Origin of the sequence: Streptomyces sp. NPDC005794, assembly GCF_042871445.1 — a bacterium.
In the GTDB taxonomy this organism is placed as follows: Bacteria; Actinomycetota; Actinomycetes; order Streptomycetales; family Streptomycetaceae; genus Streptomyces.
This window is the reverse complement of the sequence record NZ_JBIAIN010000002.1, coordinates 52,219-77,377: the sequence shown is the minus strand read 5'-3', so window position 1 is coordinate 77,377 and position 25,159 is coordinate 52,219. Positions and strand designations below refer to the sequence as shown.

General features: G+C 70.2%; 22 protein-coding genes and 4 pseudogenes. 11 read left to right on the top strand and 15 right to left on the bottom strand.

Going from position 1 to position 25,159, the window contains the following annotated elements; genetic code table 11:
• Positions 1-4 precede the first annotated feature (4 nt).
• The 4 genes and pseudogenes from ACFYQ5_RS02910 to ACFYQ5_RS02895 form a co-directional block, all read right to left on the bottom strand.
• Positions 5-690, bottom strand: a pseudogene (locus ACFYQ5_RS02910) (transposase family protein).
• A 135-nt stretch (positions 691-825) separates the two neighbouring features.
• Positions 826-1,047: a helix-turn-helix domain-containing protein gene (locus ACFYQ5_RS02905; RefSeq protein WP_389192180.1), complete on the bottom strand. Its 222-nt coding sequence runs from the start codon at positions 1,045-1,047 to the stop codon at positions 826-828.
• Positions 1,048-1,216: 169 nt separating this feature from the next.
• Positions 1,217-1,738, bottom strand: a complete 522-nt coding sequence (locus ACFYQ5_RS02900) for a hypothetical protein (RefSeq protein WP_389193135.1) — start codon at positions 1,736-1,738, stop codon at positions 1,217-1,219.
• 2 nt (positions 1,739-1,740) lie between these two features.
• Complete coding sequence (locus tag ACFYQ5_RS02895; protein WP_389192178.1) at positions 1,741-2,205, bottom strand: prevent-host-death protein; 465 nt, start codon at positions 2,203-2,205, stop codon at positions 1,741-1,743.
• 97 nt (positions 2,206-2,302) lie between these two features.
• Between ACFYQ5_RS02895 and ACFYQ5_RS02890 the strand changes: the two are divergent.
• The 3 pseudogenes from ACFYQ5_RS02890 to ACFYQ5_RS02880 form a co-directional block, all read left to right on the top strand.
• Positions 2,303-2,551: pseudogene (locus ACFYQ5_RS02890) on the top strand (IS481 family transposase); the annotation flags it as partial.
• Between the two features lie 422 nt (positions 2,552-2,973).
• Positions 2,974-3,324, top strand: a pseudogene (locus ACFYQ5_RS02885) (transposase); the annotation flags it as partial.
• An 8-nt stretch (positions 3,325-3,332) separates the two neighbouring features.
• Positions 3,333-3,809: pseudogene (locus tag ACFYQ5_RS02880) on the top strand (transposase); the annotation flags it as partial.
• A gap of 512 nt (positions 3,810-4,321) precedes the next feature.
• On the opposite strand, the gene ACFYQ5_RS02875 reads toward ACFYQ5_RS02880, so the two are convergent.
• Positions 4,322-5,506, bottom strand: coding sequence for a helix-turn-helix domain-containing protein (locus tag ACFYQ5_RS02875; protein WP_389192175.1), 1,185 nt, complete (start codon positions 5,504-5,506; stop codon positions 4,322-4,324).
• Positions 5,507-5,624: 118 nt separating this feature from the next.
• Between ACFYQ5_RS02875 and ACFYQ5_RS02870 the strand changes: the two genes are divergently transcribed.
• From ACFYQ5_RS02870 to ACFYQ5_RS02860, 3 genes are all read left to right on the top strand, one after another.
• Entirely contained in the window at positions 5,625-6,167 is a 543-nt protein-coding gene (locus ACFYQ5_RS02870) for a flavoprotein (protein ID WP_389192172.1), read from the top strand.
• A 285-nt stretch (positions 6,168-6,452) separates the two neighbouring features.
• A complete protein-coding gene (locus tag ACFYQ5_RS02865; protein WP_389192169.1) occupies positions 6,453-7,031 on the top strand; it encodes a dihydrofolate reductase family protein in 579 nt (192 codons plus the stop codon).
• 162 nt (positions 7,032-7,193) lie between these two features.
• Positions 7,194-7,976: an SGNH/GDSL hydrolase family protein gene (locus tag ACFYQ5_RS02860; protein ID WP_389192166.1), complete on the top strand. Its 783-nt coding sequence runs from the start codon at positions 7,194-7,196 to the stop codon at positions 7,974-7,976.
• Between the two features lie 2 nt (positions 7,977-7,978).
• Here ACFYQ5_RS02860 and ACFYQ5_RS02855 read toward each other — a convergent pair whose 3' ends face one another.
• The gene (locus ACFYQ5_RS02855; protein WP_389192163.1) at positions 7,979-12,085 is read right to left on the bottom strand and encodes a molybdopterin-dependent oxidoreductase; all 4,107 of its coding nucleotides are present in this window, start codon (positions 12,083-12,085) and stop codon (positions 7,979-7,981) included.
• 217 nt (positions 12,086-12,302) lie between these two features.
• On the opposite strand from ACFYQ5_RS02855, the gene ACFYQ5_RS02850 reads away from it, so the two are divergent.
• The 3 genes from ACFYQ5_RS02850 to lnt all read left to right on the top strand — a co-directional run bounded on the left by ACFYQ5_RS02850 (position 12,303) and on the right by lnt (position 15,444).
• Complete coding sequence (locus ACFYQ5_RS02850) at positions 12,303-13,166, top strand: universal stress protein (RefSeq protein ID WP_389192160.1); 864 nt, start codon at positions 12,303-12,305, stop codon at positions 13,164-13,166.
• 77 nt (positions 13,167-13,243) lie between these two features.
• Positions 13,244-13,714, top strand: a complete 471-nt coding sequence (locus tag ACFYQ5_RS02845; protein WP_389192157.1) for a nuclear transport factor 2 family protein — start codon at positions 13,244-13,246, stop codon at positions 13,712-13,714.
• A gap of 101 nt (positions 13,715-13,815) precedes the next feature.
• Entirely contained in the window at positions 13,816-15,444 is a 1,629-nt protein-coding gene (gene lnt, locus ACFYQ5_RS02840) for an apolipoprotein N-acyltransferase (protein ID WP_389192154.1), read from the top strand.
• Here the strand turns inward: lnt and ACFYQ5_RS02835 are convergent.
• On the bottom strand, positions 15,368-16,273 hold the full coding sequence (locus tag ACFYQ5_RS02835; protein ID WP_389192152.1) for a Gfo/Idh/MocA family protein: 906 nt from the start codon (positions 16,271-16,273) through the stop codon (positions 15,368-15,370). The genes lnt and ACFYQ5_RS02835 overlap by 77 nt on opposite strands.
• A 33-nt stretch (positions 16,274-16,306) precedes the next feature.
• Positions 16,307-17,518 (bottom strand): FAD-dependent monooxygenase, encoded by a 1,212-nt coding sequence (locus ACFYQ5_RS02830; RefSeq protein WP_389192149.1) that lies wholly within the window; start codon positions 17,516-17,518, stop codon positions 16,307-16,309.
• Between the two features lie 82 nt (positions 17,519-17,600).
• Between ACFYQ5_RS02830 and ACFYQ5_RS02825 the strand changes: the two genes are divergently transcribed.
• Together ACFYQ5_RS02825 and ACFYQ5_RS02820 are read left to right on the top strand one after the other, a co-directional pair.
• On the top strand, positions 17,601-18,236 hold the full coding sequence (locus ACFYQ5_RS02825; RefSeq protein WP_389192146.1) for a TetR/AcrR family transcriptional regulator: 636 nt from the start codon (positions 17,601-17,603) through the stop codon (positions 18,234-18,236).
• A gap of 40 nt (positions 18,237-18,276) precedes the next feature.
• Positions 18,277-18,789, top strand: coding sequence for a DinB family protein (locus ACFYQ5_RS02820; protein WP_389192143.1), 513 nt, complete (start codon positions 18,277-18,279; stop codon positions 18,787-18,789).
• Between the two features lie 76 nt (positions 18,790-18,865).
• On the opposite strand, the gene ACFYQ5_RS02815 is transcribed toward ACFYQ5_RS02820, so the two are convergent.
• The 7 genes from ACFYQ5_RS02815 to ACFYQ5_RS02785 all read right to left on the bottom strand — a co-directional run bounded on the left by ACFYQ5_RS02815 (position 18,866) and on the right by ACFYQ5_RS02785 (position 24,998).
• Complete coding sequence (locus ACFYQ5_RS02815) at positions 18,866-19,420, bottom strand: hypothetical protein (RefSeq protein WP_389192140.1); 555 nt, start codon at positions 19,418-19,420, stop codon at positions 18,866-18,868.
• A 74-nt stretch (positions 19,421-19,494) separates the two neighbouring features.
• Positions 19,495-20,214: a uracil-DNA glycosylase gene (locus ACFYQ5_RS02810; protein WP_389192137.1), complete on the bottom strand. Its 720-nt coding sequence runs from the start codon at positions 20,212-20,214 to the stop codon at positions 19,495-19,497.
• 90 nt (positions 20,215-20,304) lie between these two features.
• Positions 20,305-21,885 (bottom strand): ABC transporter substrate-binding protein, encoded by a 1,581-nt coding sequence (locus tag ACFYQ5_RS02805; protein WP_389192134.1) that lies wholly within the window; start codon positions 21,883-21,885, stop codon positions 20,305-20,307.
• A 119-nt stretch (positions 21,886-22,004) separates the two neighbouring features.
• Positions 22,005-22,760: an SDR family oxidoreductase gene (locus ACFYQ5_RS02800; protein ID WP_389192131.1), complete on the bottom strand. Its 756-nt coding sequence runs from the start codon at positions 22,758-22,760 to the stop codon at positions 22,005-22,007.
• A 22-nt stretch (positions 22,761-22,782) separates the two neighbouring features.
• Entirely contained in the window at positions 22,783-23,544 is a 762-nt protein-coding gene (fabG, locus tag ACFYQ5_RS02795) for a 3-oxoacyl-ACP reductase FabG (RefSeq protein WP_389192128.1), read from the bottom strand.
• 201 nt (positions 23,545-23,745) lie between these two features.
• Positions 23,746-24,129: a DUF3037 domain-containing protein gene (locus ACFYQ5_RS02790; protein WP_389192125.1), complete on the bottom strand. Its 384-nt coding sequence runs from the start codon at positions 24,127-24,129 to the stop codon at positions 23,746-23,748.
• Positions 24,126-24,998 carry a HipA family kinase gene (locus ACFYQ5_RS02785; protein WP_389192122.1) on the bottom strand — a complete coding sequence of 291 codons (873 nt, stop codon included), beginning with the start codon at positions 24,996-24,998 and terminating at the stop codon, positions 24,126-24,128. Before ACFYQ5_RS02785 ends, ACFYQ5_RS02790 begins: the two co-directional genes overlap by 4 nt.
• Between the last annotated feature and the right edge of the window lie 161 nt (positions 24,999-25,159).

Here is a 25,159-nt window from a genome sequence, read left to right as displayed (position 1 = left end):
GGAGTTACACCGAACGTTTTACAGTCCCGATGGTGCCGATACGGCGGGTGAAGCATCTCGCTCGCCGGAGCAGTCGCCAGGACTTCAGCTGTGCGAAGGCGCGTTCGCCCGGAGCTCTCAGTCGGGGTGGTCCCGGTTGAACTGCTGGTGGTGCTCGGGCTGTTCGCGGTGGTGGTAGTAGGGGGTGCGGAATGTGGCGCCGGCGCCCTGGTAGGCGCGGTCTGCGAGGACGAGGATCTGCCGGGTGAGGCATGCCTGGACGATGCCGTGGGCGCGGCCGAGCGCCGCGCGGGAGAACCACAGCGGGGTGCCGTCCGAGGTGGCAATGACCTGCACATGCATGCCGTGCTTGCGGCGTTTTTGCGAGTAGTACGGCTCGTCCGCGCGGATCCGGTCGGTGGGGATCAGGGTGCCGTCGACGATGACGTGGTCGCCCTCGCCGAGGCCGGTGAGGGCTTCGTGGAGCCCTGGCGCCCAGGAAGCCAGGACGTCCAGAGTCTCGTCCACGTACCGCCAGGCGGTGGCCTGGGATATCCCGAAATCCGCTCCGAGCTGCGAGAATGTCTCGTTCTTACGCAGATGGACGAGAGTGAGCAGTGCTTGCTTGAAGCAACCGAGCTTGCGCCAGCGGGTGTTGCGGGCCCGGCGGCGCTCGTACAGCAGCCAGGCACCGAGCTCCGCCGCGGTCATTCCACGGGTAACTCTTGTGGAACCGGCGCCCGATCAGCGTCCTGATCCGCGACAGCGTCCAGGTCTGGTCCGGTCACCCGTGCGCCAGCGGCCCCTCGTCCAGCTCCCGCTCCAGCACCGCGAACAACTCGTCGCTCAGCACCGGCAGCGAGGCCGGACCTTCGAGGCCAGCGCCCACACGCCACCCTCGGCCCACGCTCTGTGCCAGTGCTGCACCGAGTGGACCGTTATCCGCAGGTCGTGGGCGATGACGGCGACCTCGTCACCAACAGCGAACCGCTCGGCTGCCTCCTGCCGCAACCGCTCACGAAACGTCCGCCGCTCAGCAGCCAGCCCGCCACCCTGCGCATACCTCATACAGACGGCATACCGCCACGACCATCAACTGTCAGCCCCTGAGACACCACGCTTTGAAGGTCAGTAGTGGCCGCGTGCGGACGCGGTGAGTAACGCAGGCGCCTGCTCTCTGCCCGGTTGGTGGTGTACTTCGTCCTGGGGCTGGCGCTGTTCTCGCCCGCTCCGTATCTCAAGCTGGCGAAGCCGCTTCACGCAGACTTCCCATCCGCGGAGTGATCGGGAGGTCGAGTCGCCCCTTCCCAAGGCCGCGCCACCCTCGGGTGAAGTCAAAGTCCCCAGCCGTGGCAGTCACACAGCGACCATCCCACTCAGATGCGCGCTCACCGACGATGTGCGACGCTACTTCGTCTCGTTCGGGTGGCTCGTGTGCACCTGCTCCAGGAAGACCGTGCGCTCGTGAACGTAGAACCAGATTGCGCGCGGTGCCCTTCGCAGTCGGTTTGTGCTGCCACCTCTCATGGGTCGCGCCGCCACGCTCGATGACGCCGAGCTCACCTTTGAGCCGATAGTTCGTCGGCGTCGTGGACAGTGGCGTCCGCGTGAGGAAGTCCCAGGTCTCCGTCATGGAGTTGCGGATCGTCGCGACGAGGTCGCGCCATCCCTTCTGCGCATCGGCTGTGGCGAAGCGGATCTCGTACTCGATCTTCTTCGGAGGGCGAGGAACCAGCTCGCCCTTCCTGGCGGCCGCCACGGTTAGGGACGCTCCACGGTCTCATCGTCGTCGAGCCACTCCAGACCGGCGCTGCCGCTGCTGAGCCCGGCCGCGACGGCAGTGGCCGTCTCCTTCCAGGAGGTCAGCTCTGCGATCGCGAGGTGCGGCTGGTCGGTGGAGAACGACGCGCGCGCCGCATCGACGAGGTCCTGCGCGCAGGACTCCCGGTCGGCCGGCGACAGCGCGAGTATCCAAGGAAAGGCCTTGGACATTCGCTCGGCGAGCGAGCCGCGGTCGTCGAGGGTGACGGTGATGAGCTGCGCGGCAAAGTTCAGCAAGCGGGCACGACCCTCGGCCTCGCGCTGCGACATCAGGACCAAAGCCTCGCCGTCGCGCCGGGTCACCGTCACGGGGTGGTCCTCGGCCTCGGCGAAGACCTCGGCGGAGCGCTTGCTCAGGTCCGAGGAGCGCCGAGTCGCCACGGGAAGGTCTGCTGCGATGGTCATGGATCCATAGTATTCGGAAGTCCAGTGGAGGCCGTGGAGTTCGTGCGCCAGACTCGGCCTCCGGATACGGTCCGAGTGTCAGATCTCAGCCTTCCTTCTGTCCAAGGCGCGGCTGTACGTGTTCGCGGTGATCGGGCACGCCGGCCGACGCATCCGCATCCTGGGCGCGACGGCGCACCCGACCGCCTCCTGGGTGGCACAGGCCGCCAGGGACTTCGTCATGGATCTCGAGGATGCCGGCTGCCGGTCCCGGTTCATGATCCGCGACCGCGACGGAAAGTACCCCGCCCTGTTCGACACCGTCCTTGAGGATGCGGGGATCGAGGCCGTACTCAGCGGGGTCCGGAGGAGATTTTCGGCAGGGACAGGGTCAAGTGAGCGCGTCGTTCACGAAGCGCGTCTATGCCCATCCGAGCCCCGAGGACTTGCGCGCCACCTCGGATCACCGCACGGTTCTGCTCGGCTTCGAGGGACAACGCGACTGCCTGAACATACCGGATGGCCGTGAGAAAAACCTGCCTCACGATTAGCATAAACACGGCCTGACCTGCTGTGATCTGCAGATCACTAGAATCTGCTCCCGGACCTACGACAGCACCAGCGCGTACTCAAGGACGTCCTCTCCCGGTGCGTGGCAAGGCTCACCCACACCTAACCTCGCGCCTTCGCGAGTGAGGTCGTCCGGTTCTTGATCAAATAAACGGAGAGTGCCGCTGACCTGCAACGATGGGACTTGTTGAGGGTCCTGTCAGCTGCAAGGAAGTCCAGGTGAAGAAGCGTACCGGGTCTTATCCGCGTGTCCGTGTCGAGGGCGGCGGCCGTGGGGTGGTCTCGCAAGCCGGGTCGGTGCTGCTGGTCGAGACGGTCCGCAAGTCCGGTTTGGACACCGCGATATCGGCGGCCCTGTCGCCGTGGCGCAAGCGGCGGGCGGTGCACGATCCTGGCAAGATCCTGCTGGATGTGGACCTGGCCGTCGCACTGGGCGGAGACTATTTCGCAGACGTGGGCATGCTGCGGGCCGAGCCGGGCATGTTCGGCCCGGTGGCCTCCGATCCGACAGTCTCCCGCCTCGTCGACGCTCTCGCCGCGTCCGGTCCCAAGGCCCTCGCGGCGATCCAGGGGCCAACGACAAGGAGATCCGGGACTTGTTCCGCACGGACGAGCGCGCGGAGATCATCGAGTCACTACCCGGCATGGGCCCCATCCTCGGCGCCGAGTTCGTCGCCATCGCCGGGGACCTCTCGTCCTACCGTGACGCCGACCGCCTGGCCGCGTACGCCGGACTGGCCCCAGTTCCACGCGACTCCGGCCGCCGGACCGGCCTCCTGCACAGGCTCAAACGCTACGACCGCCGTCTGCGCTGGGTCTTCTACCTCTCCGCTCAGAGTGCCATGAGGTATCCCGGCCCGTCCAGGGACTTCTAACTGCGCAAACGGGCCGAGGGCCTGCGCCACGTCCAAGCTGTCCTCGCTCTCGCACGTCGCCGCGTCGACGTGCTCTGGGCGATGCTCCGCGACCACCGCCTCTACGTACCTGCCCTTCCGTCCGCACCAGCAGCAAGCGGCTGGCTCCACCGCGTTCTACGGGGCTTGACAGGTCATTGAGATTCAACGACACCGGTAGGTGAAAGCGACACCTTGTTTCTCGACGGCTCCAGTGAACCCTGCAGCGCTGTCGGCGGCGGGCACGGGCGGGCGTCATGTGGCCGGCCCGGGGGCCGGGTCCGGAGTCGGCGGAGAAGGCTCGGCAGTGCTCTCCCCGACCGGGCGCTTCCGGACGATCTTCATCAGCGGGTCACCGTCACTGCTTTCGCCGGACGCAGGCCGCGCCGTCGGGACAGGCCCGCGGGAACCAGGAGTACGAGATCCCTTCCTCGGGCTTGTGACGCTGCTCGCCGAGGTCGCGCGCGGTACCGGTGTGGAGTGTCGTGCCGCACCAGACGCATACCCACCCGCGCTGCTGCTGCTCGGTCAACTCGGTGACTGGCGGTAAGTCCCTCATGGCCATGGCGTTCCCGCTTCGTCGTTGATCAGGTACGGGACCAGCGTGACGCGCGAGGAAGGGCCTCACGCTCACAGATTCGTGAGCGTGAGCAGGTCAGAGGGTGAGCGGGGTCTCACAGGCCGATCCACGCGGCCATGTGGCCGAGGGAGGCCGGGGTGCGGCGGGAGATGTGCACCAGCCCCTTGACGGTCTCGCGGGCGCCCGGGTGGTACCGGGTCTGCTCCGGTGCCGCCTGCCGCGCTTCGACGATGCTGCCGAGGGCCGCCTCGGTGCGGCCCGTCTCCATCTCGGAGCGTGCCCGGTCGATGAGGAAGTGCGCGCGCCTCGAGGTCGCGAGAGCTGGTGGGATGTGGATCTGCCGGGCCTGGACGAGCGCGCTGTCGTACTGCCGCATCTCGACCGCGGCCGACATGCGGTGCAGGGCCACGTTCGTGGGGCCGAAGGACAGCCAGTGGATCTTGGAGGCGTCACCGGTCCGGTCGGCGCACCGCTCCGCCTCGGCGAGGTGGGTGTCGACGGCGGTCCGGTCCTCGGCGCGGGCGCCGATGACGGAGGCCCCCAGGTGGAGTTGGCCGGTGACGGCGACAGCTTCCCGGGTCTGTTCCGCGGCGCCGACGATGCCGTGGCCGACGGCGACGAGCCGCTGGCCGATCGTGTACTCGCCCTCCCGGAAGTAGACGAGCGCCCGCATGTACTGGCGGATCGCGGCGAGGCACGGGTCGGATGCCTGACGGGCGGCCCAGTCCATGCGGTCGAGGGCGACCGCGCTGAGGTCGTAGTAGCCGAGCTTGACCGTGATGTCGTGTGCGGTCCGGTAGGTGGAGGCGAGGGCATGCCACAGCTCGGTCGACCGGGTCCGCCACGCTGCGGTCGTCAGGTCCGCGATCGCCGCCGGGATCAGCCTGGCCGCGTTGCGGAGATGCGTGGCCCGGACCTGGGCGCACAGGTAATCGGCACCGGCCACCAGCTGGGCGGCCGGTTTCTCTGGGATCGCTTCGTCGGCCCCCAGGTCGTACAGGTCGAGTGCCTCCCGGATGGGGCGGACGAGTCCGGCCAGGCGATCCTGCCGCAGCTCGATCACGTACGGCTGTCCTGTCAGTGCGGTGACGTCGACCCGCAGAGCTTTGGAAACGGCCGCCACGAAATCCAGGTTGGCGGGCTTGGCGCCGCACTCGACCTGGTTGAGGAGGCTGTAGGAGTACGGGAGCCGGTCCGCCAACTGTCTCTGGGTGAGGCGGGCGAGCTTCCGTTGCTCCTTGATGCGGGTACCTGTGTGGTCGTCGTCCAGTCTCGGCATACCGGCCTCCGTCCCTGACTCGTCGTCTGGAAAGGTACCGCCGCGCTCGGGTTCCTGAGTCGCCCTCGGCCCCGATTCCGCGCGGCTGGACGGCGGTTGCGTGTGGTCGGATAGTGGCATGACGACCCTGTATCTGTTCGGTTCCGCAGCCCCTCCGGTCTTCGAGGTGGCCGGGGTCATCACGTCCGGACAGGACAGGGGGTGGGACGTGTGCCTGGGGTTGACGCCGACCGCGGCCCGGTGGCTGGAGGCGGAGCTGCCCGCCCTGGAAGACCTGACCGGGCACCCGGTGCGGTCGGAATACAAAATGCCGGGAGAGCCCGACGTGTGGCCGAAGGCGGACGTGATCCTGTTCGCGCCGGCCACGTTCAACTCCGTCAACGAGTGGGCGCTCGGGCTGACATCGAAGTTCGTCATCGGTGTGGTCGCCGAGGGCACCGGCAAGGGGATCCCCATCGTGGCGATGCCGTGTGTGAATACCGCTTACGCGCAGCATGCGCAGTTCGATCGATCGGTGGAGGCGCTGCGGGCCGCCGGGGTGCGGTTGCTGTACGGCGACGGCGGCTTCGTGCCGAACCGGCCGGGAGAGCGGCGGCCGGAGGGCTACCCGTGGCACCGTGCGCTGGACGCGGTCGACGCCCTGGTCAGCCCCCGCCCGTAGAACCCTCGCATGCCCCGGGTGGCCGCTACCGAAGACGTAGGCCTGCGGTCGCCCGCCCCCAGGGACACTTCTCGGGGTGACCGGATCCCTCGTTCGGGGGGTGTCCGGGCCCGCCTCCTGCTCTGTCGCCGACTGCCTGAGTTACGTTCCCCCTTCTTGGCCGTGGTGGAGCCCCTGCGTCGCATCCGGCGCGGTCCGGCTTCAGGAATCCAAGGGCGATGAGTCCCGGCGTGGTTGCCGGTCTGCATTCCCCATACGCGATCAGCCGCACTCGAGGAGAGCACCATGACCGCTTCCTACACCTTCGACGTCTTTTCCAGCCTCGACGGATTCGGCGCCGCCGGCGGCAACTGGACCGGCTACTGGGGCAAGCAAGGCCCTGAGCTCCTCGACCACCGCCTCGCCCTCTACGACGAGGAGCAGCGGATGGTCCTGGGGGCCAACACGTACCGGGCGTTCGCGCGGATGCTGGCCTCGAGCACCGAGGACTCCGATGTGCGTGACCCATGGGTCACGCGGATGAGGAGCCTGCCGGCAACGGTGGTGTCGACCACGCTGGAAGGACCCCTCGACTGGCCGGATGCGAACGTGCTGAGCGGCGATGCCGTCGACGTCGTCGCTCGGCTCAAGGAGGAGTCGGAGGTACCGTTGCGCTCCCACGGCAGCCTGTCGATGAACCGGGCGCTGATGGCCGCCGGTCTGGTCGACCGTGTCCAGGTGACGCTCTTCCCCGTGATCACCGGTCGGACCGGGCTGGACCCGATCTTCCAGGGTGCGGCCGACTTCGACCTCGAGCTGATCGAGTGCCGGACGCTCGACGGCCACATCCAAGAGCTCGTCTACCGGCCCACCCTGCACGTCTGAGCCCGTCCGCTCGCCGGACCCGGCGGCCAGGCCCCCGGCCGTCGGTCATTTCACCGATGACGTGGGGCCCCAGGGGCGGGAAGTTGGGCGTGGTCACGGCAGCCGTCGTCGCGCGGCAGCCGTGCACCGCCGTCCTCGCTCCCCACACCACGGAGAACCCCCATGCCCCTGTCCCGTTCAGCCTGCGCCGCTCTCCTGGCCCTCGCGCTCGCCTCGGTCCCCGTGTCCACGGCGGCAGCCGGCACAGCGGCCGCCGAGGTGAACTACGTGGCCCTCGGTGACTCGTACGCTTCCGGTACCGGCGCCGGCGACTACTCCGACGTCGCGTGCACGCGGAGCCGCAACGCCTATCCCGCGCTCTGGGCCGACGCCAACGGCCCGGCCTCGTTCACCTTCGCCGCCTGCGGCGGTGCGAAGATCCCCGACGTACTCGGCGACCAGGTGGGCGACCTGGACGAGGACACCACTCTGGTGAGCCTGAGCATCGGGGGCAACGACTCCGGGTTCGCCTCGACCATGCTCAGCTGTCAGTACTCCACGCAGTCGGCGTGCGAGCGGGCCCTGGAGACCGCCGGGGAGTACGTGGTGAACGAGCTGCCGGGCGAGCTGGACAGCCTCTACACGACCGTCCGCGCCCGGGCACCCCACGCCGAGGTCGTCGTGATCGGGTACCCGCACCTCTACAAGGAGGGCGGCCTCTGCCTCGGCGGGCTCAGCTCCGCCAAGCGCACGGCCGTCAACCAGGGTTCGGACCTGCTCAACGACACGATCGCGGGCCGCGCGGAGGCGGCCGGATTCGCGTTCGCGGACGGCCGGCCGGCCTTCGCCGGGCACGAGATCTGCACCGGCGACGCGTGGATCAGCAGCACGAACGTCCACCCGACGGCCGAGGGACACGAGTCCGCGTACCTCCCGGCCTTCACCGCGGCCCTGTCGGGGAGCTGAGCTCAGTACACGTCGCGCACGTACCGCTTGTCGGCGGCGAGCTGCTTGACGTACGCGGCGGCGGTGTCCTCCTGGAGTCCGCCGTGGGACACGGCGATGTCCCGAAGCGCCCGGTCCACGTCCTTCGCCATCCGGGAGGCGTCGCCGCAGACGTAGAAGTGGGCGCCCTCCTGGAGCCAGGACCACAGCTGGGCGCCGTGCTCCCGCATCCGGTCCTGTACGTAGATCTTGGCCCGCTGGTCGCGGGAGAAGGCGGTGTCCAGCCGTGTCAGGGTGCCGTCGCGGCGCAGGGAGTCGAGTTCGTCCCGGTAGTAGAAGTCGGTGGCCCCGCGCTGCTCACCGAAGAACAGCCAGTTGGGGGCACGGTGGCCGAGGGCGCGCCGCTCGTCCAGGAAGCCGACGAAGGGGGCGACTCCGGTGCCGGGTCCGACCATCACCATCGGGGTGGCCGGGTCCGCCGGCGGGCGGAAGTGCGGTGCGCGCTGGACGAATACCGGGACCTGGCTGCCCGCTTCCGCGTCGGCGAGGAAGGTGGAGGCCACGCCTTTGCGGACGGTGCCGTGACGGTTCTCGTAACGGACGACGGAGACGGTGAGACGTACGAGGCCGGGGTCGCTGAGCGGGCTGGAGGATATGGAGTAGAGCCTCGGCCGGAGACGGGTGAGGGCTCCCGCCCACTCGGCCGCGGTGGCGCGGGCGTTGTGTCCGGCGATGACGTCGACGGCCTGCCGGCCCCAGGTCCACTGTGCGAGTTCGCCCTTGTTGTCCGGGCGCAGGAGCTTCTTGAGCGTGCGGTCGTGGGTGCGGTCGGCGACCAGGCGCAGCAGTCCGGGAGTGATCCGGGCGATGTCCAGGTGGCGGTGGAGAGCCTCTTCCAGGGGCACGGAACCCACGCCTGACACGTCGACGGGTTCCGCGGGGTCCAGTCCGGTGACGGCGAGCCATTCCGCCACGAGTTCGGGGCAGTTGAGCGCCTCCACGCCGAGTGCGTCGCCCGCCTCGTAGGTGAGCGGTACGGGGCTGTCCCGGGTGTCGAAGGTGAACTGGCGCACTTCTTTGGCGGCACCGGGGAGGCTGAGCAGCTTGTTGCCCACGAGACGCCCGGTGGCCGTCCTGGTCGAGCGGGCCGGTGAGGAAGGGACCGTAGGGGCGACAGGGGCGGGCGTGGCGCCCAGTGCGGCGAACACCTCCTCCAGCCACTGCCCGGCCGGCTCCTCGTAGTCCGGTTCGCAGTCCGTACGGGGGACGAGTCGTACGGCGCCCAGTTCGCCGAAGCGTTCGTCGAGCCGTCTGCCGTGCCCGCAGAAGTCGTCGTACGAGGAGTCCCCGAGGGCGAGTACGGCGTAGCGCACACCGTCCAGCCGGGGTGTGTCGGGCGCGTTGAGCGAGTCCCAGAACCCGGAACCGTTGTCCGGGGCGTCGCCGTCGCCGAAGGTGCTGGTGACGACCAGCAGATCGGCTGTGCGCGGGAGGCTCTCCAGGGGACGGTCATCCATCCCGAGGAGGGTCGCCGGCCGCCCTTCGGCGGCCAGCCGCCGCGCTGCGGCCGCCGCGACCTCCTCGGCGTTCCCGGTCTGCGACGCCCACAGGACCACGACCTGACGGCCGGATACGGCCTCGGGTGCCTGCGCCGTCCCGGCGGGCTCCGGGCTTCGGGAGGCCTCGCCGGGCGCGCGGGAGAACATCCCGGCCAGTACCCCGTTGACCCACAGGGCATGGTCCGGGTCGAACGGCGCGTGCACCGGCAGTACGGGGGTGCCCACGGACTGCGTACCGAGTCCCGCGAGGAAACCGGACAGGTAGCGCCGCTCGTGGGCGGCCAGTACCGGCGGGGCGGTGTCCGCGATCCCGAACACCCCGGCGAGGGCGGCGACGGAGGCGTCGGCGGGTGCTTCGGCGGGAGCCGGTACGACGGCGGCGACCTTCACCAGTGTCACGGCGCAGATTTTGAATCCGGGCTGGAAGGACAGCGGGTCGACGGCGTCGTTGGTGACGGCGTTGACGCTGAGGTACTCGCCGAAGAGATCGTTCCAGTGGAACGGCGCGAAGCAGTCCCCGGGGCGCACCCGGTCGGTCACCACGGCCGGCAGAACGGCCCGGCCACGCCGTGAGGCGACCTCGACCGAGTCGCCCTCACCGATCGAGAGGGCCGCCGCGTCCAGCGGGTTGATCTCCACGAAGGGGCCGGGGTTCAGCCTGTTGAGCTTGGCGACCTTCCCGGTCTTCGTCAGGGTGTGCCACTGGTGCTGCAGGCGTCCTGTGTTGAGCACGAAGGGGAAGTCGTCGTCGGGCATCTCGGCCGCCGGCAGGTGCGGGCGGGCGAAGAACACCGCCCGGCCGCTCGCTGTGGGGAATGCCAGCCGGGGCAGGCTCCCGTCGGGGCGTACGGACAGGGTCCGGCTGACGCCGTCGTTGAGGTAGCGGACCGGGTTGCGGTCGGGGCCGTCCGGGGTGGCGCTGGGCCACTGGACGGGGGTGCGGCGCAGTCGCTCGTAGGTGACTCCGCGCAGGTCGTAGCCGGTCTTCGGGTTGTGGGCCCGCTTGATCTCCTCGAAGATCTGCTCGGCACTGCTGTAGTCGAAGGCCTCTTCGTACCCCATCTCGCAGGCGATCCGCGCGATGATCCGCCAGTCGGGCCATGCCTCCCCCGGCGGGTCGGCGGCCTGCCTGCCGAGCGTGAGATTCCGCTCCGAGTTGACCATGACGCCCTCGGCCTCACCCCACAGCGCGGCGGGCAGGGCGACATCGGCGTACGCGTTGGTCTCGGTGTCGGCGAACACGTCCTGGGTGACGACGAACTCGGCTGCTTCGAGCCCCTCGATGACGGTCCGGCGGTTGGCCACGGACGCCACCGGGTTGGTGCAGATGATCCAGCAGGCCTTGATCCCGCCGTCCGCCATGTGCCGGAACATGTCGACGGTCCCGGTGCCCGCCACGTCCGTACGCAGGGTTCCTGGCGCGATGCCCCACAACTCCTCGGCGTGGGTGCGGTCGTCGTCGGACTGCAGGCCGCGCTGGCCGGGCAGGCCCGGGCCCATGTAGCCCATCTCGCGGCCGCCCATGGCGTTGGGCTGGCCGGTGAGCGAGAAGGGGCCGCTGCCGGGGCGGCAGATCGCTCCGGTGGCCAGATGCAGATTGATCAGGGCGTTGGTGTTCCAGGTGCCGTGGGTGCTCTGGTTGAGGCCCATGGTCCAGCAGCTCATCCACTCGCCCGCCTCGCCGATCCAGCGGGCGGCCAGGCGGATGTCCGCCTCGGGGATGCCGGTGGTCTCCGCGACCGCGGCGGGGGTGTAATCCCGCAGGAAACCAGGCATCGCGTCCCAGCCCTCGGTGTACTCGGCGATGAACTCCGGGTCGGTGTGGCCGTTCTCGACGAGGAGGTGCATGAGGCCGTTGAGCAGGGCCAGGTCCGCGCCCGGGCGTATCTGCAGGAACAGATCGGCCTTGTCCGCGGTGGCGTTGCGCCGGGGGTCGACCACGATGAGTTTCGCACCGGCCTTCACCCGTTCCATGAGCCGGAGGAAGAGGATGGGGTGGCAGTCCGCCATGTTCGAGCCGATGACGAAGAAGGTGTCCGCGTGCTCGAAGTCCTCGTACGAGCCGGGCGGGCCGTCGGCTCCCAGCGAGAGTTTGTATCCGCTGCCCGCACTGGCCATGCAGAGCCGGGAGTTGGACTCGATCCAGCTCGTGCGGACGAAACCCTTGGCCAGCTTGTTGGCGAGGTACTGCGCCTCCAGCGTCATCTGCCCGGAGACGTACAGGGCGAGCGCGTCCGGCCCGTGCTCGTCGACGATCGCGCGCAGCCGCCGCGCGGTCTCCTTGACCGCGGTGTCCATCGGCAGCGGCGCGGGCTCCTCGCTGCGGTCGGCCCGCACCAGGGCCGTCGTCAGACGGCCGGGGGCGGCCAGCATCTCGGCGCTCGTCGCGCCCTTGGTGCAGAGCCGCCCGCCGTTCGCGGGGTGCGCCTTGTCGCCCGTGGCCTTCAGGACGGTACGCCGCCCGTCGGGGCCCCTGCCGATGTCGAGGACCATGCCGCAACCGACACCGCAGTACGAGCAGACCGTCCGCACCTGGGCGGGAGTGTCCGGCTGCGGCTTCGGCTCGGTCATGGGCGGCCTTTCCTGGGGGCGCTGATATCGCGACGGTACGAAAGGCCCGTTTCCCGGGTGTCACGCCGGACGATCGAGCGTGGTTACGTCCCCTGCACAGTCGTCCTCGTACGCCGGTGAGGCCCGCCGGGCCGCTCCCCCTGCGATCGGGCGATAATCGCGGTTCGGGGCTGACCTGCCCCGGCCCCGGAGATTTCCGACCCGCCTCGGAGGATTCATGACCGCCGACGACCTTCCCGTGATCGCCGCCGTGGACGGTTCCGCGCACAGCTGGGAGGCGCTCGACTGGGCCGCCGACGAAGCCGCGCGCCGCGGTCTGCCGCTGCTGATGGTGCACGTCCGTCCCCTCCCCCGGCGTGCGGAGGAGGGAGCGGGGCTGCGGGAGGCCGAGGAAATGCTCGCGCAGGCCGAGCTGCGGACCTCACGGCTCGCCCCGGGTCTGCCCACCTCGACGCTGGCCCCGCTGGACTTCCCTTCGGCGGCGCTCACCTCGCTCAGCCGGGACGCCTCGATGGTGGTCGTCGGATCGCGCGGTCTGGGCGGATTCCGCTCGCTGATGATCGGATCCAACAGTCTGGCCACCGCGTCGATGGCGCAGTGCCCGGTCGTCGTCGTCCACACCGGCCGGACGGACGAGAGCGAGGCGGAGCCGACGGACACCTTCCCGGACGTCGTCGCGGGGGTCGCCGCCGACGAGAGCAGCGGAACGGTCCTCGATTTCGCCTTCGAAGCCGCCGTCTCCAGGCCGGGCTCACGACTGCGGCTCGTACACGGATGGACGATGTTCTCGTCGATGCTGTCCGGCGGCCCCGTGTTCGACAGCGAGGCCGCGGGGGAAACGGCCGAGCGGACCCTGGCCGAACTCACCGCGGGCCGGCGTGAGAAGTATCCGCAGGTGGACGTCGTCCGCGAACCTGTCCGTGGCTCGGCGTCGCGCACACTGGTCACGGCGTCGGCCACCGCCGCGCTGACCGTGGTGGGGCGACGCAAGGGCGGCGAGTCCCTCGGGCTGGGTCTTTCGCCCGTCGCGCAGACGACGGTGACGCACGCCCTCGGTCCGGTGGCCGTCGTCCCCGTCTGACACCTGCCCCCAGGTCCGGGGCCATGGGTCGTGCGCGGCCCCTTGGCGTGCGGCGCCCGACGACCGAGACTTGGGCGATGACACAGCGCGTGGCTCTCGCGACGGTGATGGACCGACTCTCCATCGATGCAGTGATCACCGATTACGCCGTGGCGCTGGAGGACGGCACATGGGAGGACTACGGCGCCCTGTTCACGGTCGACGGGCGCGCCGACTACCGCGGTGCGGGCGGGTCCGAGGGGGCGGCCGCCGAGGCCGCGCGGTGGCTGGCGGAGAGCCTGCGGCGCTCCCCCGCCCGCCAGCATCTGATCGTCAACCGGCGCCTGGACCTCCAGGACCTGGGCGGCTATCCCGGTGACCGGGCGCAGGTACGGGCCGACTACCTCAGCCCGACGGGCCCGGAAGCCTGGGACGGGGAGACAGCCCCGGCCCTGGTCACCGGTGGCCGGTACGTCTTCGAATTGCGGCGTACGGAACCGGGCTGGCGGATCCGGACCGTCACGGCGCACCGGAAGTGGCAGTACGCGCCCGGGGCCGCCGCCGGCTGATCCGTGGCCGGTGCGGTGCACACCTCGGCACGCCCCCTGTGCGCTGCTGATCTTCTGCACCACACTGGGATCAAGCGCAGGACGGGCGAGGAGGAGGACGCATGCCGATGCGGGGCAGGCGGCTTCCGGCCGGGCGGGCGGCTGAGGGCGGTGCACGGCCGTCGGAGCGCCTGCTGGGTTCCCGTACCGGGCGCGGCGCCGCGGCTCTGTGCGCGGGCGCCCTGCCCGCTCTCGCGTTTCCCGCCCCCTCGCTCTGGTGGCTCGCCTACATCTCCCTGGTGCCCTGGCTGCTGCTGATCCGGTCGGCGGGCACGGGCCGCCGTGCCGCGGTCGACGGCTGGCTCGGCGGTATGGGCTTCGTACTCGCCGTGCACCACTGGCTGGTGCCGAGTCTCCATGTGTTCATTCTCGTGCTGGCCGCTCTGCTGGGACTGCTGTGGGCTCCCTGGGGCCTGCTCGTGGCCCGCCTTCTCGGCGGTTCGCCGTCCGTCCTGCGGTCCGTGGCCGCAGTGGCCGTGGTGCCCTCCGGGTGGCTGATGATCGAACTGGTCCGTTCCTGGGAGGGGCTCGGCGGCCCCTGGGGCCTGCTGGGCGCCAGTCAGTGGGACGTCCCACCCGCGCTGCGGGTCGCGTCGGTGGGCGGCGTATGGCTGGTCAGTCTGGGTGTGGTGGCCGCCAACACCGCGTTCGCGCTGCTGATCTCCGTGCCGGCGGCCCGCACGACTGCGGCGGCGTGCCTGGTGGTGGGGGCCCTGGGCGTGGGCGCGGCAGCGCTCTGGGCGCCACGGCCGGAGGAGACGAGTACGGTCCGGATCGCCGTCGTGCAGCCGGGCGTGGTCGAGGGCCCCGGCAGTATCGACCGCCGGTTCGCACGCGGCGAGGAACTGACCCGGGGTCTGGCCGGCCGGGACGTGGACCTGGTGGTGTGGGGCGAGAGCAGTGTGGCCGTGGACCTGTCCCGGAGCCCGGAGACGGCGGAACGCGTCGCCGCGCTGTCCCGTCTGGTCGGGGCCGATGTGCTGGTGAACATGGACGCCCGGCGCACGGCCGGCCCGGGCAGCCCCGGGATCTTCAAGTCCGCGGTACTGGTGGGCCCGGACGGTCCGACCGGGGACCGCTACGACAAGATGCGACTGGTGCCGTTCGGGGAGTACGTCCCGGCCCGCTCGGTGCTCGGCTGGGCGACCTCGGTGGGCAAGGCGGCGGGCGAGGACCGGCTGCGTGGCAGTGAGCCCGTGGTGATGGACCTGGGGAACGGGCTGCGGGTGGGACCGCTGGTGTGCTTCGAGACCGCGTTCCCCGACATGAGCCGGCAGCTGGCCAAGGACGGGGCCCAGCTGCTGGTCGCCCAGTCGTCCACCTCGACGTTCCAGCACAGCTGGGCCCCTGAACAGCACGCCTCACTCGGGGCGCTGCGGGCGGCCGAGACGGGCCGCCCGATGGTGCACGCCACGCTCACGGGCGTGAGCGCGGCGTACGGCCCCCGGGGCGAACGGCTGGGGGAACCGCTCGGTACGGACGCGAGCGAGGCCGTCGTGTACGACGTGCCCCTCGCCCGGGGCACCACCCTCTACGTCCGGTTGGGCGCCTGGCCTGTGTACGGCGCCCTGGCGGTACTGGCCGTCTTCTTCGGAGCGGCGGGACTGCGGTCCCTCAGGACGCCTGCTCCGACGCGTCCAGCACCACCCGCTCGCACAGCCGGTGGGTCTCCAGAGCGTCCCGGGCGCTGAGCACCTCTCCGGCCCGCACCGCGTCCAGGAAGGACAGCACGCTCTGCTCGATGCCGCGCTGGCGGGCGACCGGCACCCAGTCGCCGCGCCGTCGCAGGGTCGGCTGCCCCTTGTGGTCGACGACCTCCGCGAGGTTGAGAACCTGTCGCTTGGTGTCCTGCCCCGAGACCTCGAGGATCTCCTCCGTGGACCCGTTGAGCCGGTTCATCATGCCGATGGCGGTGAATCCGTCCCCGGACAGCTGGAGCACCACGTGGTGCATGAGCCCGTCGGCGATCCGTGCCCGCACGACCACGTTCGACACGGGGCCCGGGACCAGGAAGCGCAGGGTGTCGACGACATGGATGAAGTCGTCGAGCACCATGGTGCGGGGGTCCTCCGGCAGCCCCACCCTGTTCTTCTGCATGAGGATCAGCTCGCGCGGATGATCGGCGCACTGCGCGTACGACGGGGCGAGCCTGCGGTTGAACCCCACCGCGAGGGAGACACCGCGCTCCTCGGCGAGCGCCACCAGCCGCTCGGACTCGGCGAGTTCGTACGAGATCGGCTTGTCGACATAGGTGGGGACGCCCGCTTCGAGCAGCCGTCCGACGATCTCCGCGTGTGCGGCGGTCGGCGCGTGCACGAAGGCGGCGTCCAGCCCGCGGTCCAGGAGCGACCCGAGGTCCTCGTGGCACTGCGCCGCGGGGATCCGGTGGGCTCCGGCGACAGCCGTCAGCGTGGCCGGGGTGCGGGTCTGCAGATGCGGTTCGACGCCGGGCAGAGCCGTCAGTACGGGCAGATACGCCTTCTGCGCGATGTCGCCGAGCCCGATGCAGCCGACCTTCACGAGGTTCTCCCTGTCGCTTCGACCAGGGCCTTGTCACGGTCGTGCCGTCGGCCCTTCCCTGGTCACGGCAGCATACGTGCGCTGTGGCGGCTGCCAGTCGCAGATGCCGTCGAACGTGCGCAGGACGAGCCCCGGGCCGAAGCGGGAGACCGTGGACATCAGCGCGTTCCGGAGGGCTACGGCCGGAGCACTGGTCAGCCCGGTCATCCGGGAGACCCGCGCCGCCTTGCGGACCATGGCGGTCGTGCGGGGGTGCCTGGCCGCGCTGTAGCCGGCCACGCCCGCTCCCAGGTCACCGTGCGGCGTGACGTGGTGGGCGAGTACGACGGCGTCCTCGACGGCCTGGTTACCGCCCTGGCCGAGGAAGGGCACCATGGCGTGCGCGGAGTCGCCGACGAGCACCGTGCGGCCCCGGTGGAAGGAGGGCAGCGGGTCGGCCAGCTGGTACACGTCGTGGCGCAGGACCTGGTCCGGCTCCACGGAGTCGATGATCGCGGGGATCGGGTCGTGCCAGTCGCCGTACCGGCGTAGCAGCTCCGCCTTCTCGTCGTCGGCGGCCCGGGCACCGGCGGGGACGGCGGCAGCGGCGTAGGCATAGATCCCGCCGTCCTTCAGCGGGTGGCTGCCCCAGAGCGAGCCGCGGCCCCAGGTCTCGTGGGAGCTGAAGGCGTGGCCCGCTCCGGGGGCGAGGACCCGCCAGGTGGTGAATCCGCTGTACGAGGGGCCGGGGTGGGCAGGGAAGAGCGCGGTGCGTACGGCTGAGCCGATGCCGTCGGCGCCGACCACCAGATCGGCCTCGATGTCACCGGAGTCCGTCCTGACGAGGGCCGGACTCCCGCCCGCGCGGCCCGGATCCACGAGCTGCGCCGGTGTGCCGGTGCGCACGGCGTCCCCGGGAAGCCGGGCGCGGAGCAGGTCGATGAGCGCCGAGCGGTGCAACAGGACGAGCGCCCCGCCGAACCGTTCGGCGGCGGCGGCGCTGTCCGTGCGGGCGAGCCAGCGCCCGGACGGTGTACGCATGCCGCCGTCGCCCTGCCAGGCCGCGAGGGACCTGACCTCGTCACCGAGCCCGATGACGTCGAGGGCGCGTTGGGAGTTGGGGGCGAGGCTGATGCCCGCGCCGACGGGCTCCAGTGAGGGGGCACGCTCGAGCACGGTGACCTGCCATCCGCTCCGGTGCAGCGCCGCTGCGGCAGTGAGCCCGCCGATTCCGCTGCCGATGACCACCGCTCGGGACGTCGTCATGACTGACTCCTCCTCGGGACTACACCTGTAGTAACCAGGCTCCACCGTACTACAGGTGTAGTGGCGGCGGTAGATTGGTCCCATGCCCACACGCTCCACGCCCTCCCGTACCGCCCAGGCCGACGCCGCCGGGCCTCCCGCCCTCTCCCGCGCCGACCTGATCGCCGACGCCGCGCTCTCCCTCCTCGCCGAGCGCGGAATGAGGGGCCTCACCCACCGGGCGGTGGACGAGCGGGCCGGGCTCCCCCAGGGTTCGACGTCCAACCACGCCCGCACCCGGCAGGCCCTGCTGGAAGCCGCCGTACGCCGGCTCGCCGAGCGGGAGGCGCGGGTACTCGTGCCGGGGGAACTGCTCACGGCCGGCGATCCCGCTCAGGCCGCCGAGGGGCTGGCGCACGCGCTGCACCGGTATCTGACCGGCGGCACCGAGCTCCTGGTCTGCCGCTACGAACTGGCCCTGGAGGCCACCCGGCGCCCCGGCCTCCGCTCGTTCTACGACGACGCCGGCGGGCGGTTCCGCGAACCGCTGGTGGCGCTGATGACCCTGGCGGGATCGGCGGAACCGGAACGGCACGCGCTGTCGGTCGTGGCCTGGGCGGAGGGAATGATGTTCGCGTGTGCCGTGGGCTCCTACCACCGGGCCGTGCCGACCGAGGAGGACCTTCGCCGAGGCTGCACCGAGTTGCTTTGGGGGATGCTCGGCGCGGAAGCCGGATAAGCGGTGGTGCCGCCGATCGTCGCTGCGTGATGATGCCCGGATGACGACACAGGAACGGTCCGCTCCGGCGGTCGACGCAGCCGAACGACAGATGCTGGAGGGCTGGCTGGACTACCACCGCGCGACTCTGGCCATGAAGTGCGAGGGGCTCACCGACGCCCAACTGCGGGAGGCGTCCGTACCCCCGTCGGAATTCACCCTGCTCGGTCTCGTCCGGCACCTGGCCGAGAACGAACGCGGCTGGTTCCGCGAGGTGCTGGCCGGTGAGGACGTACCGCCGATCTACGGGACGGACGAGGATCCGGACGGGGAGTTCCATCTCACCGACACCGACACCTGGGACGAGGCCAGGTCCACCTGGCTGGGGGAGATCGAGGTGGCCCGGGCCAACGCCGCGAAGGTCGGACTCGACGGCCTGTCCGTCGGCGTGGGCAAGCGGGGCAAGCCGTTCAGCCTCCGCTGGATCTACACGCACATGATCGAGGAGTACGCCCGGCACAACGGCCACGCCGACCTCGTACGGGAACGGATCGACGGCGCGACCGGCGAGTGACGGACGCGGCCGGCGCCCTGCGGTGCGCCGGCCCGCGTCACTTCCCCGCGTCACTTCCCCGCGTCACTCCCCCGCGTCACTCCCCCGCCGCGCTCCCTCGCAGGCGCTGTTCCATGCGCCCGATGGCGGCACGGACCCCTCCGTCGTATCCGTCGTCCTCCAGCACCCCTACGGCGTCCCACGCCCGGTCCAGGTGGGTGCGGGCGGCCTCGAAGCGCTGCAGCTTCAGATAGTCCGCCGCCAGGTTGAGGTGCAACGAGGGGACGAGGGCCCGCACGGCGGTTGCGTCCCGGTGCTCGACCTCCTGGCCCGCGTCCGTGTCCGGGGCCGTGTCCGGGGCCGTGTCCGGGGCGGTGCCCGTGTCCGGGGCCAGGGCCGCTACCCCGGTGAGGCCCTCCGCGGCCGTCAGCGCCCTCAGGTCCCAGGCCAGCTCGTCCCCGGGATCGTCCTGGGTGCCGGCCATGTAATGGGCGAGGGTGCAGCGGTGCAGAGCGTCGCCGCGCTCACCGATCTCCGACCAGATGGTCCCGAACCGGCTGCGGGCCTCTGCCCTGTCCCCGGCGTGGAGCAGCATGATCGCCTGGCCGATCCTGGTCATGACGGCGTCCCCCGGCATCTCCCGCTGCTCCACTACAGAGGTCTCCCTGATCACCGCCGGCCAGTTCCGGTCGCTCCGACGCTAGCCGCAGCCACCGGCAATCCCGCTCAGGCGCGGGCCCCTGCCGTCGGCCGGGTCGCCTGCAGGCCCAGGTCCGGGATCCGCCAGTCGATGGGCTCGTGGCCCTGCGCGGCGACGGCCTCGTTGATCTGCGTGAAGGGCCGGGAGCCGAACCACTTCTTGGCGGAGAGCGGTGAGGGATGCGCGCCCTTGACCACCACATGGCGGTCCTGGTCGATCAGCGGGATCTTCTTCTGGGCGTAGTTTCCCCAGAGGACGAAGACGGCCGGGTCGGGCCGCTCGGCCACCGCGCGGATCACCGCGTCGGTGACCTTCTCCCAGCCCTTGGCCTTGTGTGAATTCGCCTCGCCGGCCCGGACCGTGAGCACCGCGTTGAGCAGCAGGACGCCCTGCTCGGCCCACGGCATCAGATATCCGTTGTCCGGGACGGGCAGGCCGAGCTCGTCGTTCATCTCCTTGTAGACGTTGCGCAGCGAGGGGGGCGTCTTGACACCCGGCCGGACCGAGAAGCACAGGCCGTGCCCCTGCCCCTCGCCGTGGTAGGGATCCTGGCCGAGGATGAGCACCTTCACGCGGTCGTACGGCGTGGCCTCCAGGGCTGCGAAGACCTGTTCGCGCGGCGGATACACCGGCCCCCTTGCCCGCTCCCCCTCGACGAAATCAGTGAGCTCCTTGAAGTAGGGCTTCTGCAGCTCTTCGCCGAGGACGCCGCGCCAGGACTCGGGCAGCAGGTCGGTGTCGGTCACGTCCACAACCTCCGGTAAGCAATCGGTTCTTGCGTACAGAACCTACCGGGAGCCACTGACAACAGACCCGCCGAGCCTGCCGCCGACCCCCTACCAGCTGGTCTTGCGGTACAGCTCCCACATCTGCATGACCGTCTGCGGGTCGAGCGCGCGCTCGCCGCCACCGATGTCCTCACCCGCCGCCACGTACAGCTTGCCCTGCCACAGGGGCAGCAGACGCACGTCCTTGACGAGGATCTCCTGGGCCCGCTTGAACTGCTTGGAGACGGCCCCGCGGTCGCTCTCCTGGCGGGAGGACGGCAGCAGGTCCTGAGTGATCTCTTCGGTCAGATACGGGGTGCCGGTGACGCTGTCCTGACCCACGAAGGGGGCGACGAAGTTGTCCGGGTCCGGGAAGTCGGGGAACCAGCCACGCCCGAAGACCGGGTACTCACCCTGGGTGAAGCCTTCCTGGAAGGACTTCCACGGCGCGCTCTTCAGCGTGATCCGGAACAGGCCGGACGCCTCGAGCTGGCGCTTCAGCTCGGCGAACTCGGCAGCGGTGGAGGAGCCGTAGCGGTCCGTGGTGTACCAGAAGGTCATCTCGACCGGCTCGGTGATTCCCTCCTCGGAGAGGATCGCCCTGGCCTCGGCCACATCCGGGTCGCCGTACGTGTCGAAGAAGCTGGTCGTGTGCCCGGCGATGCCCTTCGGGACCATGGAGTAGAGCGGTTCGGCGGTGCCCTGGTAGACCTTGGTGACGAGGGCGTCGCGGTTCACCACCTGTGCGACGGCCTGCCGGACGGCGAGCTTCCCGGCAGCCGGGTCCTGGGGGTTGAAGACGAGGAAGCGGATGTCCGCGCCGACCGACTCGACGATCTGCAGCCCGTCGGTGTCCTTCTTGTCGTCCTCGAGACCGCTGACCTCCTCCGCGGCCAGGCCGCGGTAGGTGGCGTCGATCTCCTTGTTCTTCAGCGCCTCCACCATCGGGGTGGAATCGTCGAAGTAGCGGATCGTGACCGCGTCGTTCTTCCGGTCGGCGAAGCCCTTGTAGCCGCTGTTCTCGGTCAGCTCGGCCTGTTTTCCCGGCTCGTACGAATCCAGGACGTACGGCCCCGAACCGGTGACCTCGCCGTCGTCGCGGATGCTGTCCGACGGGTAGTCGTCGGGGGCGACGATCGACATCGCGGGGGTGGCAAGGATGAACGGGAAGGTCGCGTCCGCCTTGCCGAGATGGAAGAAGACGGTGTCGTCGCCCTTGGTCTCCACCCGGTCGAGGGACCCGAGGAGGCCGGCCGGACCGCCCTTGACCTTGATCTTCTTGATCCGGTCGATGGAGTACTTCACGGCCTCGGCGTCGATCTTGTCCCCGTTGGAGAACTTCAGACCCGAACGCAGGGTGCACCGGTACTCCAGGCTCGAGGAGTCGGTGAACCGGCATTCCTCCGCCGCGTCGGGCTCGGGGCTGGTACTGCCGGTGGGGAAGCTCACCAGGGTCTGGAACACGTTCCTCATCAGCTCCCAGGAACCGTCCCACGCTGCCGCCGGATCAAGGGTCGAGGGCGAGCTCGTCGTTCCGACCGATATCGGCCGGCCCTCTCCCGAACTGCTGTCGGACAGCAGGCCGCAGCCGGCCAGCACGGAAAGGGAAGCAAGGGCTGCAACAGCCTGCAGACTGGTTCGGTAGAACACGTGCACGCTCCTCGATCGGCCGTGGGATCGGCAGACCATACCGCAGCGCCCCACCGGATCAATCCGCTGACCCGGCAGGGCACTTGAGCCGATCAAGGCCAAACTGGCGCCGGCCTCTCTCAGGCCACGCCCGCGTTCAGGAAGATACCGCCGTCGACCACGAGTGTCTGCCCGGTGACCCAGTCGGACTGCGCGGACGTGAGGAACGCGGCCGCACCACCGATGTCCTGCGGGACACCGAGCCGGCCCAGCGGGTAGGCGGCTGCGGCCTCGGCCTCCCGGCCCTCGTACAGCGCCTCGGCGAACTTGGTCTTCACCACCGCCGGGGCGATCGCGTTGACCCGTACGACCGGCGCGAACTCGTGCGCCAGCTGGAGGGTCAGATTGACCATGGCGGCCTTGCTCATGCCGTAGGCGCCGATGAACGGTGACGCGGACACCCCCGCGACCGAGGCGATGTTGACGATCGCGCCGCCGTTCTCCTTCTGCCATGCCCTCCAGGTCTGCTGGGCGAACCCGAGCGCCGAGATCACATTGGTCTCGTAGACCTTGCGCGCGACGTTGAGATCGAGCTCGGCCATCGGCCCGAAGACGGGGTTCGTGCCGGCGTTGTTGACCAGGTAGTCGACCCGGCCGAACGCCTCCATGGCACGCTCGACGGCTGCGGCCTGGTGCGCCTCGTCGTGCGCCTTGCCCGCGATGCCGAGCGCCCGGTCGGCACCGAGCTTCTCGACGGCCTCCTTCAGGGCGTCCTCGCCACGCCCCGTGATGACGACCCGGTCGCCCCGGGCGACGAGCGCCTCGGCGATGCCGTAACCGATGCCCCGGCTCGCACCCGTGATGAGCGCGACCTTGCCACTGTCCTGCACAGTCATGTTGTCCGTTGCCCTTCCGGGGTCAGTTGAGCGGTCCGCCGGCGACGTACATGACCTGTCCGGAGACGAAGCCCGCGTCCTCACCGGTGAAGAAGGCGATGGCGTTGGCGATGTCCTCGGGGCGTCCCACGCGCTGCACCGGGATCTGCGTCGCCGCGGCGGCCTGGAACTCCTCGAAGCCCATGCCGACGCGGGCCGCCGTCTGGGCGGTCATCTCGGTGACGATGAAGCCGGGAGCCACGGCGTTGGCGGTCACACCGAACTTGCCGAGCTCCTTGGCGAGCGTCTTGGTGAAGCCCTGGAGTCCGGCCTTGACGGCGGAGTAGTTGGCCTGGCCGCGGTTGCCCAGCGCCGAGGAGGACGAGAGCGAGACGATGCGGCCGAACTTGGCCTCGACCATGTGCGACTGGACGGCCTTCGCCATGAGGAACGCGCCCTTGAGGTGCACGTTCATCACGAGGTCCCAGTCGGACTCGCTCATCTTGAAGAGCAGGTTGTCGCGGAGCACACCCGCGTTGTTGACGAGGATCGTCGGGGCGCCGAGCTCGGCGGCGACGCGCGCGACGGCGGCTTCCACCTGAGCGCTGTCCGACACATCGCAACCGACGGCGAGGGCCTTGCCCCCGGCGCTGGTGATCTCCTCGACCGTGTCCTTGCACGCCGCCTCGTCGAGGTCGAGTACGGCGACGGCGCGGCCCTCGGCCGCCAGGCGTACGGCGGTGGCGGCGCCGATGCCCCGTGCCGCTCCCGTCACGATGGCGACGCGCTGCTCGGTGGTGGACATGCTTGGTTCTCCTCGCCCTTGGATCGCGGCTCAGCGGACGTCAGGAAGTTCCCGATAACTGAGCAACCGCTTAGTACCTTCAGCAGACGAGACGCTAGAAGCCCTGGCACCCGGTGTCAACGGCACACGGGACCACGGGCGCATGTCACACCGGACGGCGCCGCCGCCCCGTACGTCCCTGGCGGCGGCACCTGCCCACGGTCAGCGCACCAGCAGGTCGAGCAGCCGCTCGAGCTCGGCGGCCGGATCCGTGGTCAGACCGCTGTGCACGACGCCGGGCTGGACGACCGTGGAGCGCGGCGCGATCAGCCAGCGAAAACGCCGCCCCGGGTCGTCACCGGCCGCCTGGCCCGCCGCTTCACCACCGCAGCAGACCCCCTCGACCGCACGCAGGGCGGCCTGTACGCCCACTACGTCGGCGTGCGGGTCCAGGGCCTTGAGCTTGTGCTCGTCCAGGTGTGTGCGCGCGGCGACGAAGGACTTCGCCCGGCAGTAGACCAGCACGCCCGCGTTGAAGCACTCGCCGCGCTCGACCCGGGGCACGACACGCAGGACCGCGTACTCGAAGACATCGCGCTTGCTCATCGGCCGCCGTCCTTGCAGTTCTGTCCGGTGTCCGTCCGGACGGCTCGGTCCTTCTTCGTCGGAGCCAGCCGCTCGGTGAGCCAGCCGGGCGCCCTGGAGGGCTGCGTCTTCGTGGGCTCCCCCATGGAGATCCGCTCATGGATGCTCCCGGCGCGGGCCAGCAGCGGCTCCACGTACGCCCGGCGCAGCTGATCCGTGGTCTCGAAGCCCGGTTCGCCGGCCAGCCACTCGTCCGGCACCTCGGCCGCCACCTCGGTGAGCAGCTCCTCGGTGACGAGTGGGGCGAGCTCGGCGGCGGCAGCGGCGATGTCGGGGGCGAACGGCGCGAGGACGTGGTCGGAGGCGTTGTACGGCTTCGCCGCGGAGGCCTGCGCTCCCGGCCAGTTGTGGTGCCAGATCATGGTCGCGCCGTGATCGATCAGCCACGGATCGCCGTGCCAGACGAGCATGTTGGGGTTTCGCCACGACCGGTCCACGTTGTTGATCAGCGCGTCGAACCAGACGACCTTGCCGGCCTCCGCCGACCCGACCTCGTAGGCGAGCGGGTCGAATCCGAGTGAGCCGGGCAGATAATCCATCCCGAGGTTCAACCCGGCGCTGGCCTTGAGGAGCTCCTGCACCTCCTGGTCGGGCTCGGCGAGACCGATGACGGGGTCGAGCTGGATGGTCACCAGCTCCGGCACCCGCAGCCCCAGCCTCCGGCCGAGCTCGCCGCAGATGACCTCCGCGACCAGGGTCTTGCGTCCCTGTCCGGCTCCGGTGAACTTCATGACGTACGTACCCAGGTCATCGGCCTCGACGATCCCGGGGAGCGAGCCGCCCTCACGCAGGGGCGTGACATAGCGAGTCGCGGTGACTTCTGTCAGCATTTCCCCAGGCTATACGGCTCCACTCCTTGCGGATCCACGGACCAGGAGCAGGGCCACAGCAGCCGGAGAATCGCCCCGATCAGCCCCGGGGAGAAGCTGGGGAGTTTTGACCGGCGGCCCGCTCCCCGAGGAATCCGTCGATCAGCCCGGCCTCGGCTTCC

Excerpts from the sequence above, each read along its gene's own strand:
- ACFYQ5_RS02785 (WP_389192122.1), bottom strand. The coding sequence starts at position 24,998 with ATGCTGACAGAAGTCACCGCGACTCGCTATGTCACGCCCCTGCGTGAG.
- ACFYQ5_RS02850 (WP_389192160.1), top strand. The coding sequence starts at position 12,303 with ATGACCGCCGACGACCTTCCCGTGATCGCCGCCGTGGACGGTTCCGCG.
- ACFYQ5_RS02855 (WP_389192163.1), bottom strand. The coding sequence starts at position 12,085 with ATGACCGAGCCGAAGCCGCAGCCGGACACTCCCGCCCAGGTGCGGACG.
- ACFYQ5_RS02820 (WP_389192143.1), top strand. The coding sequence starts at position 18,277 with ATGACGACACAGGAACGGTCCGCTCCGGCGGTCGACGCAGCCGAACGA.
- fabG (WP_389192128.1), bottom strand. The coding sequence starts at position 23,544 with ATGTCCACCACCGAGCAGCGCGTCGCCATCGTGACGGGAGCGGCACGG.
- ACFYQ5_RS02845 (WP_389192157.1), top strand. The coding sequence starts at position 13,244 with ATGACACAGCGCGTGGCTCTCGCGACGGTGATGGACCGACTCTCCATC.
- ACFYQ5_RS02800 (WP_389192131.1), bottom strand. The coding sequence starts at position 22,760 with ATGACTGTGCAGGACAGTGGCAAGGTCGCGCTCATCACGGGTGCGAGC.
- ACFYQ5_RS02790 (WP_389192125.1), bottom strand. The coding sequence starts at position 24,129 with ATGAGCAAGCGCGATGTCTTCGAGTACGCGGTCCTGCGTGTCGTGCCC.
- ACFYQ5_RS02895 (WP_389192178.1), bottom strand. The coding sequence starts at position 2,205 with ATGACCATCGCAGCAGACCTTCCCGTGGCGACTCGGCGCTCCTCGGAC.
- ACFYQ5_RS02905 (WP_389192180.1), bottom strand. The coding sequence starts at position 1,047 with ATGAGGTATGCGCAGGGTGGCGGGCTGGCTGCTGAGCGGCGGACGTTT.
- ACFYQ5_RS02830 (WP_389192149.1), bottom strand. The coding sequence starts at position 17,518 with ATGACGACGTCCCGAGCGGTGGTCATCGGCAGCGGAATCGGCGGGCTC.
- ACFYQ5_RS02825 (WP_389192146.1), top strand. The coding sequence starts at position 17,601 with ATGCCCACACGCTCCACGCCCTCCCGTACCGCCCAGGCCGACGCCGCC.
- lnt (WP_389192154.1), top strand. The coding sequence starts at position 13,816 with ATGCCGATGCGGGGCAGGCGGCTTCCGGCCGGGCGGGCGGCTGAGGGC.
- ACFYQ5_RS02860 (WP_389192166.1), top strand. The coding sequence starts at position 7,194 with ATGCCCCTGTCCCGTTCAGCCTGCGCCGCTCTCCTGGCCCTCGCGCTC.
- ACFYQ5_RS02870 (WP_389192172.1), top strand. The coding sequence starts at position 5,625 with ATGACGACCCTGTATCTGTTCGGTTCCGCAGCCCCTCCGGTCTTCGAG.
- ACFYQ5_RS02865 (WP_389192169.1), top strand. The coding sequence starts at position 6,453 with ATGACCGCTTCCTACACCTTCGACGTCTTTTCCAGCCTCGACGGATTC.
- ACFYQ5_RS02875 (WP_389192175.1), bottom strand. The coding sequence starts at position 5,506 with ATGCCGAGACTGGACGACGACCACACAGGTACCCGCATCAAGGAGCAA.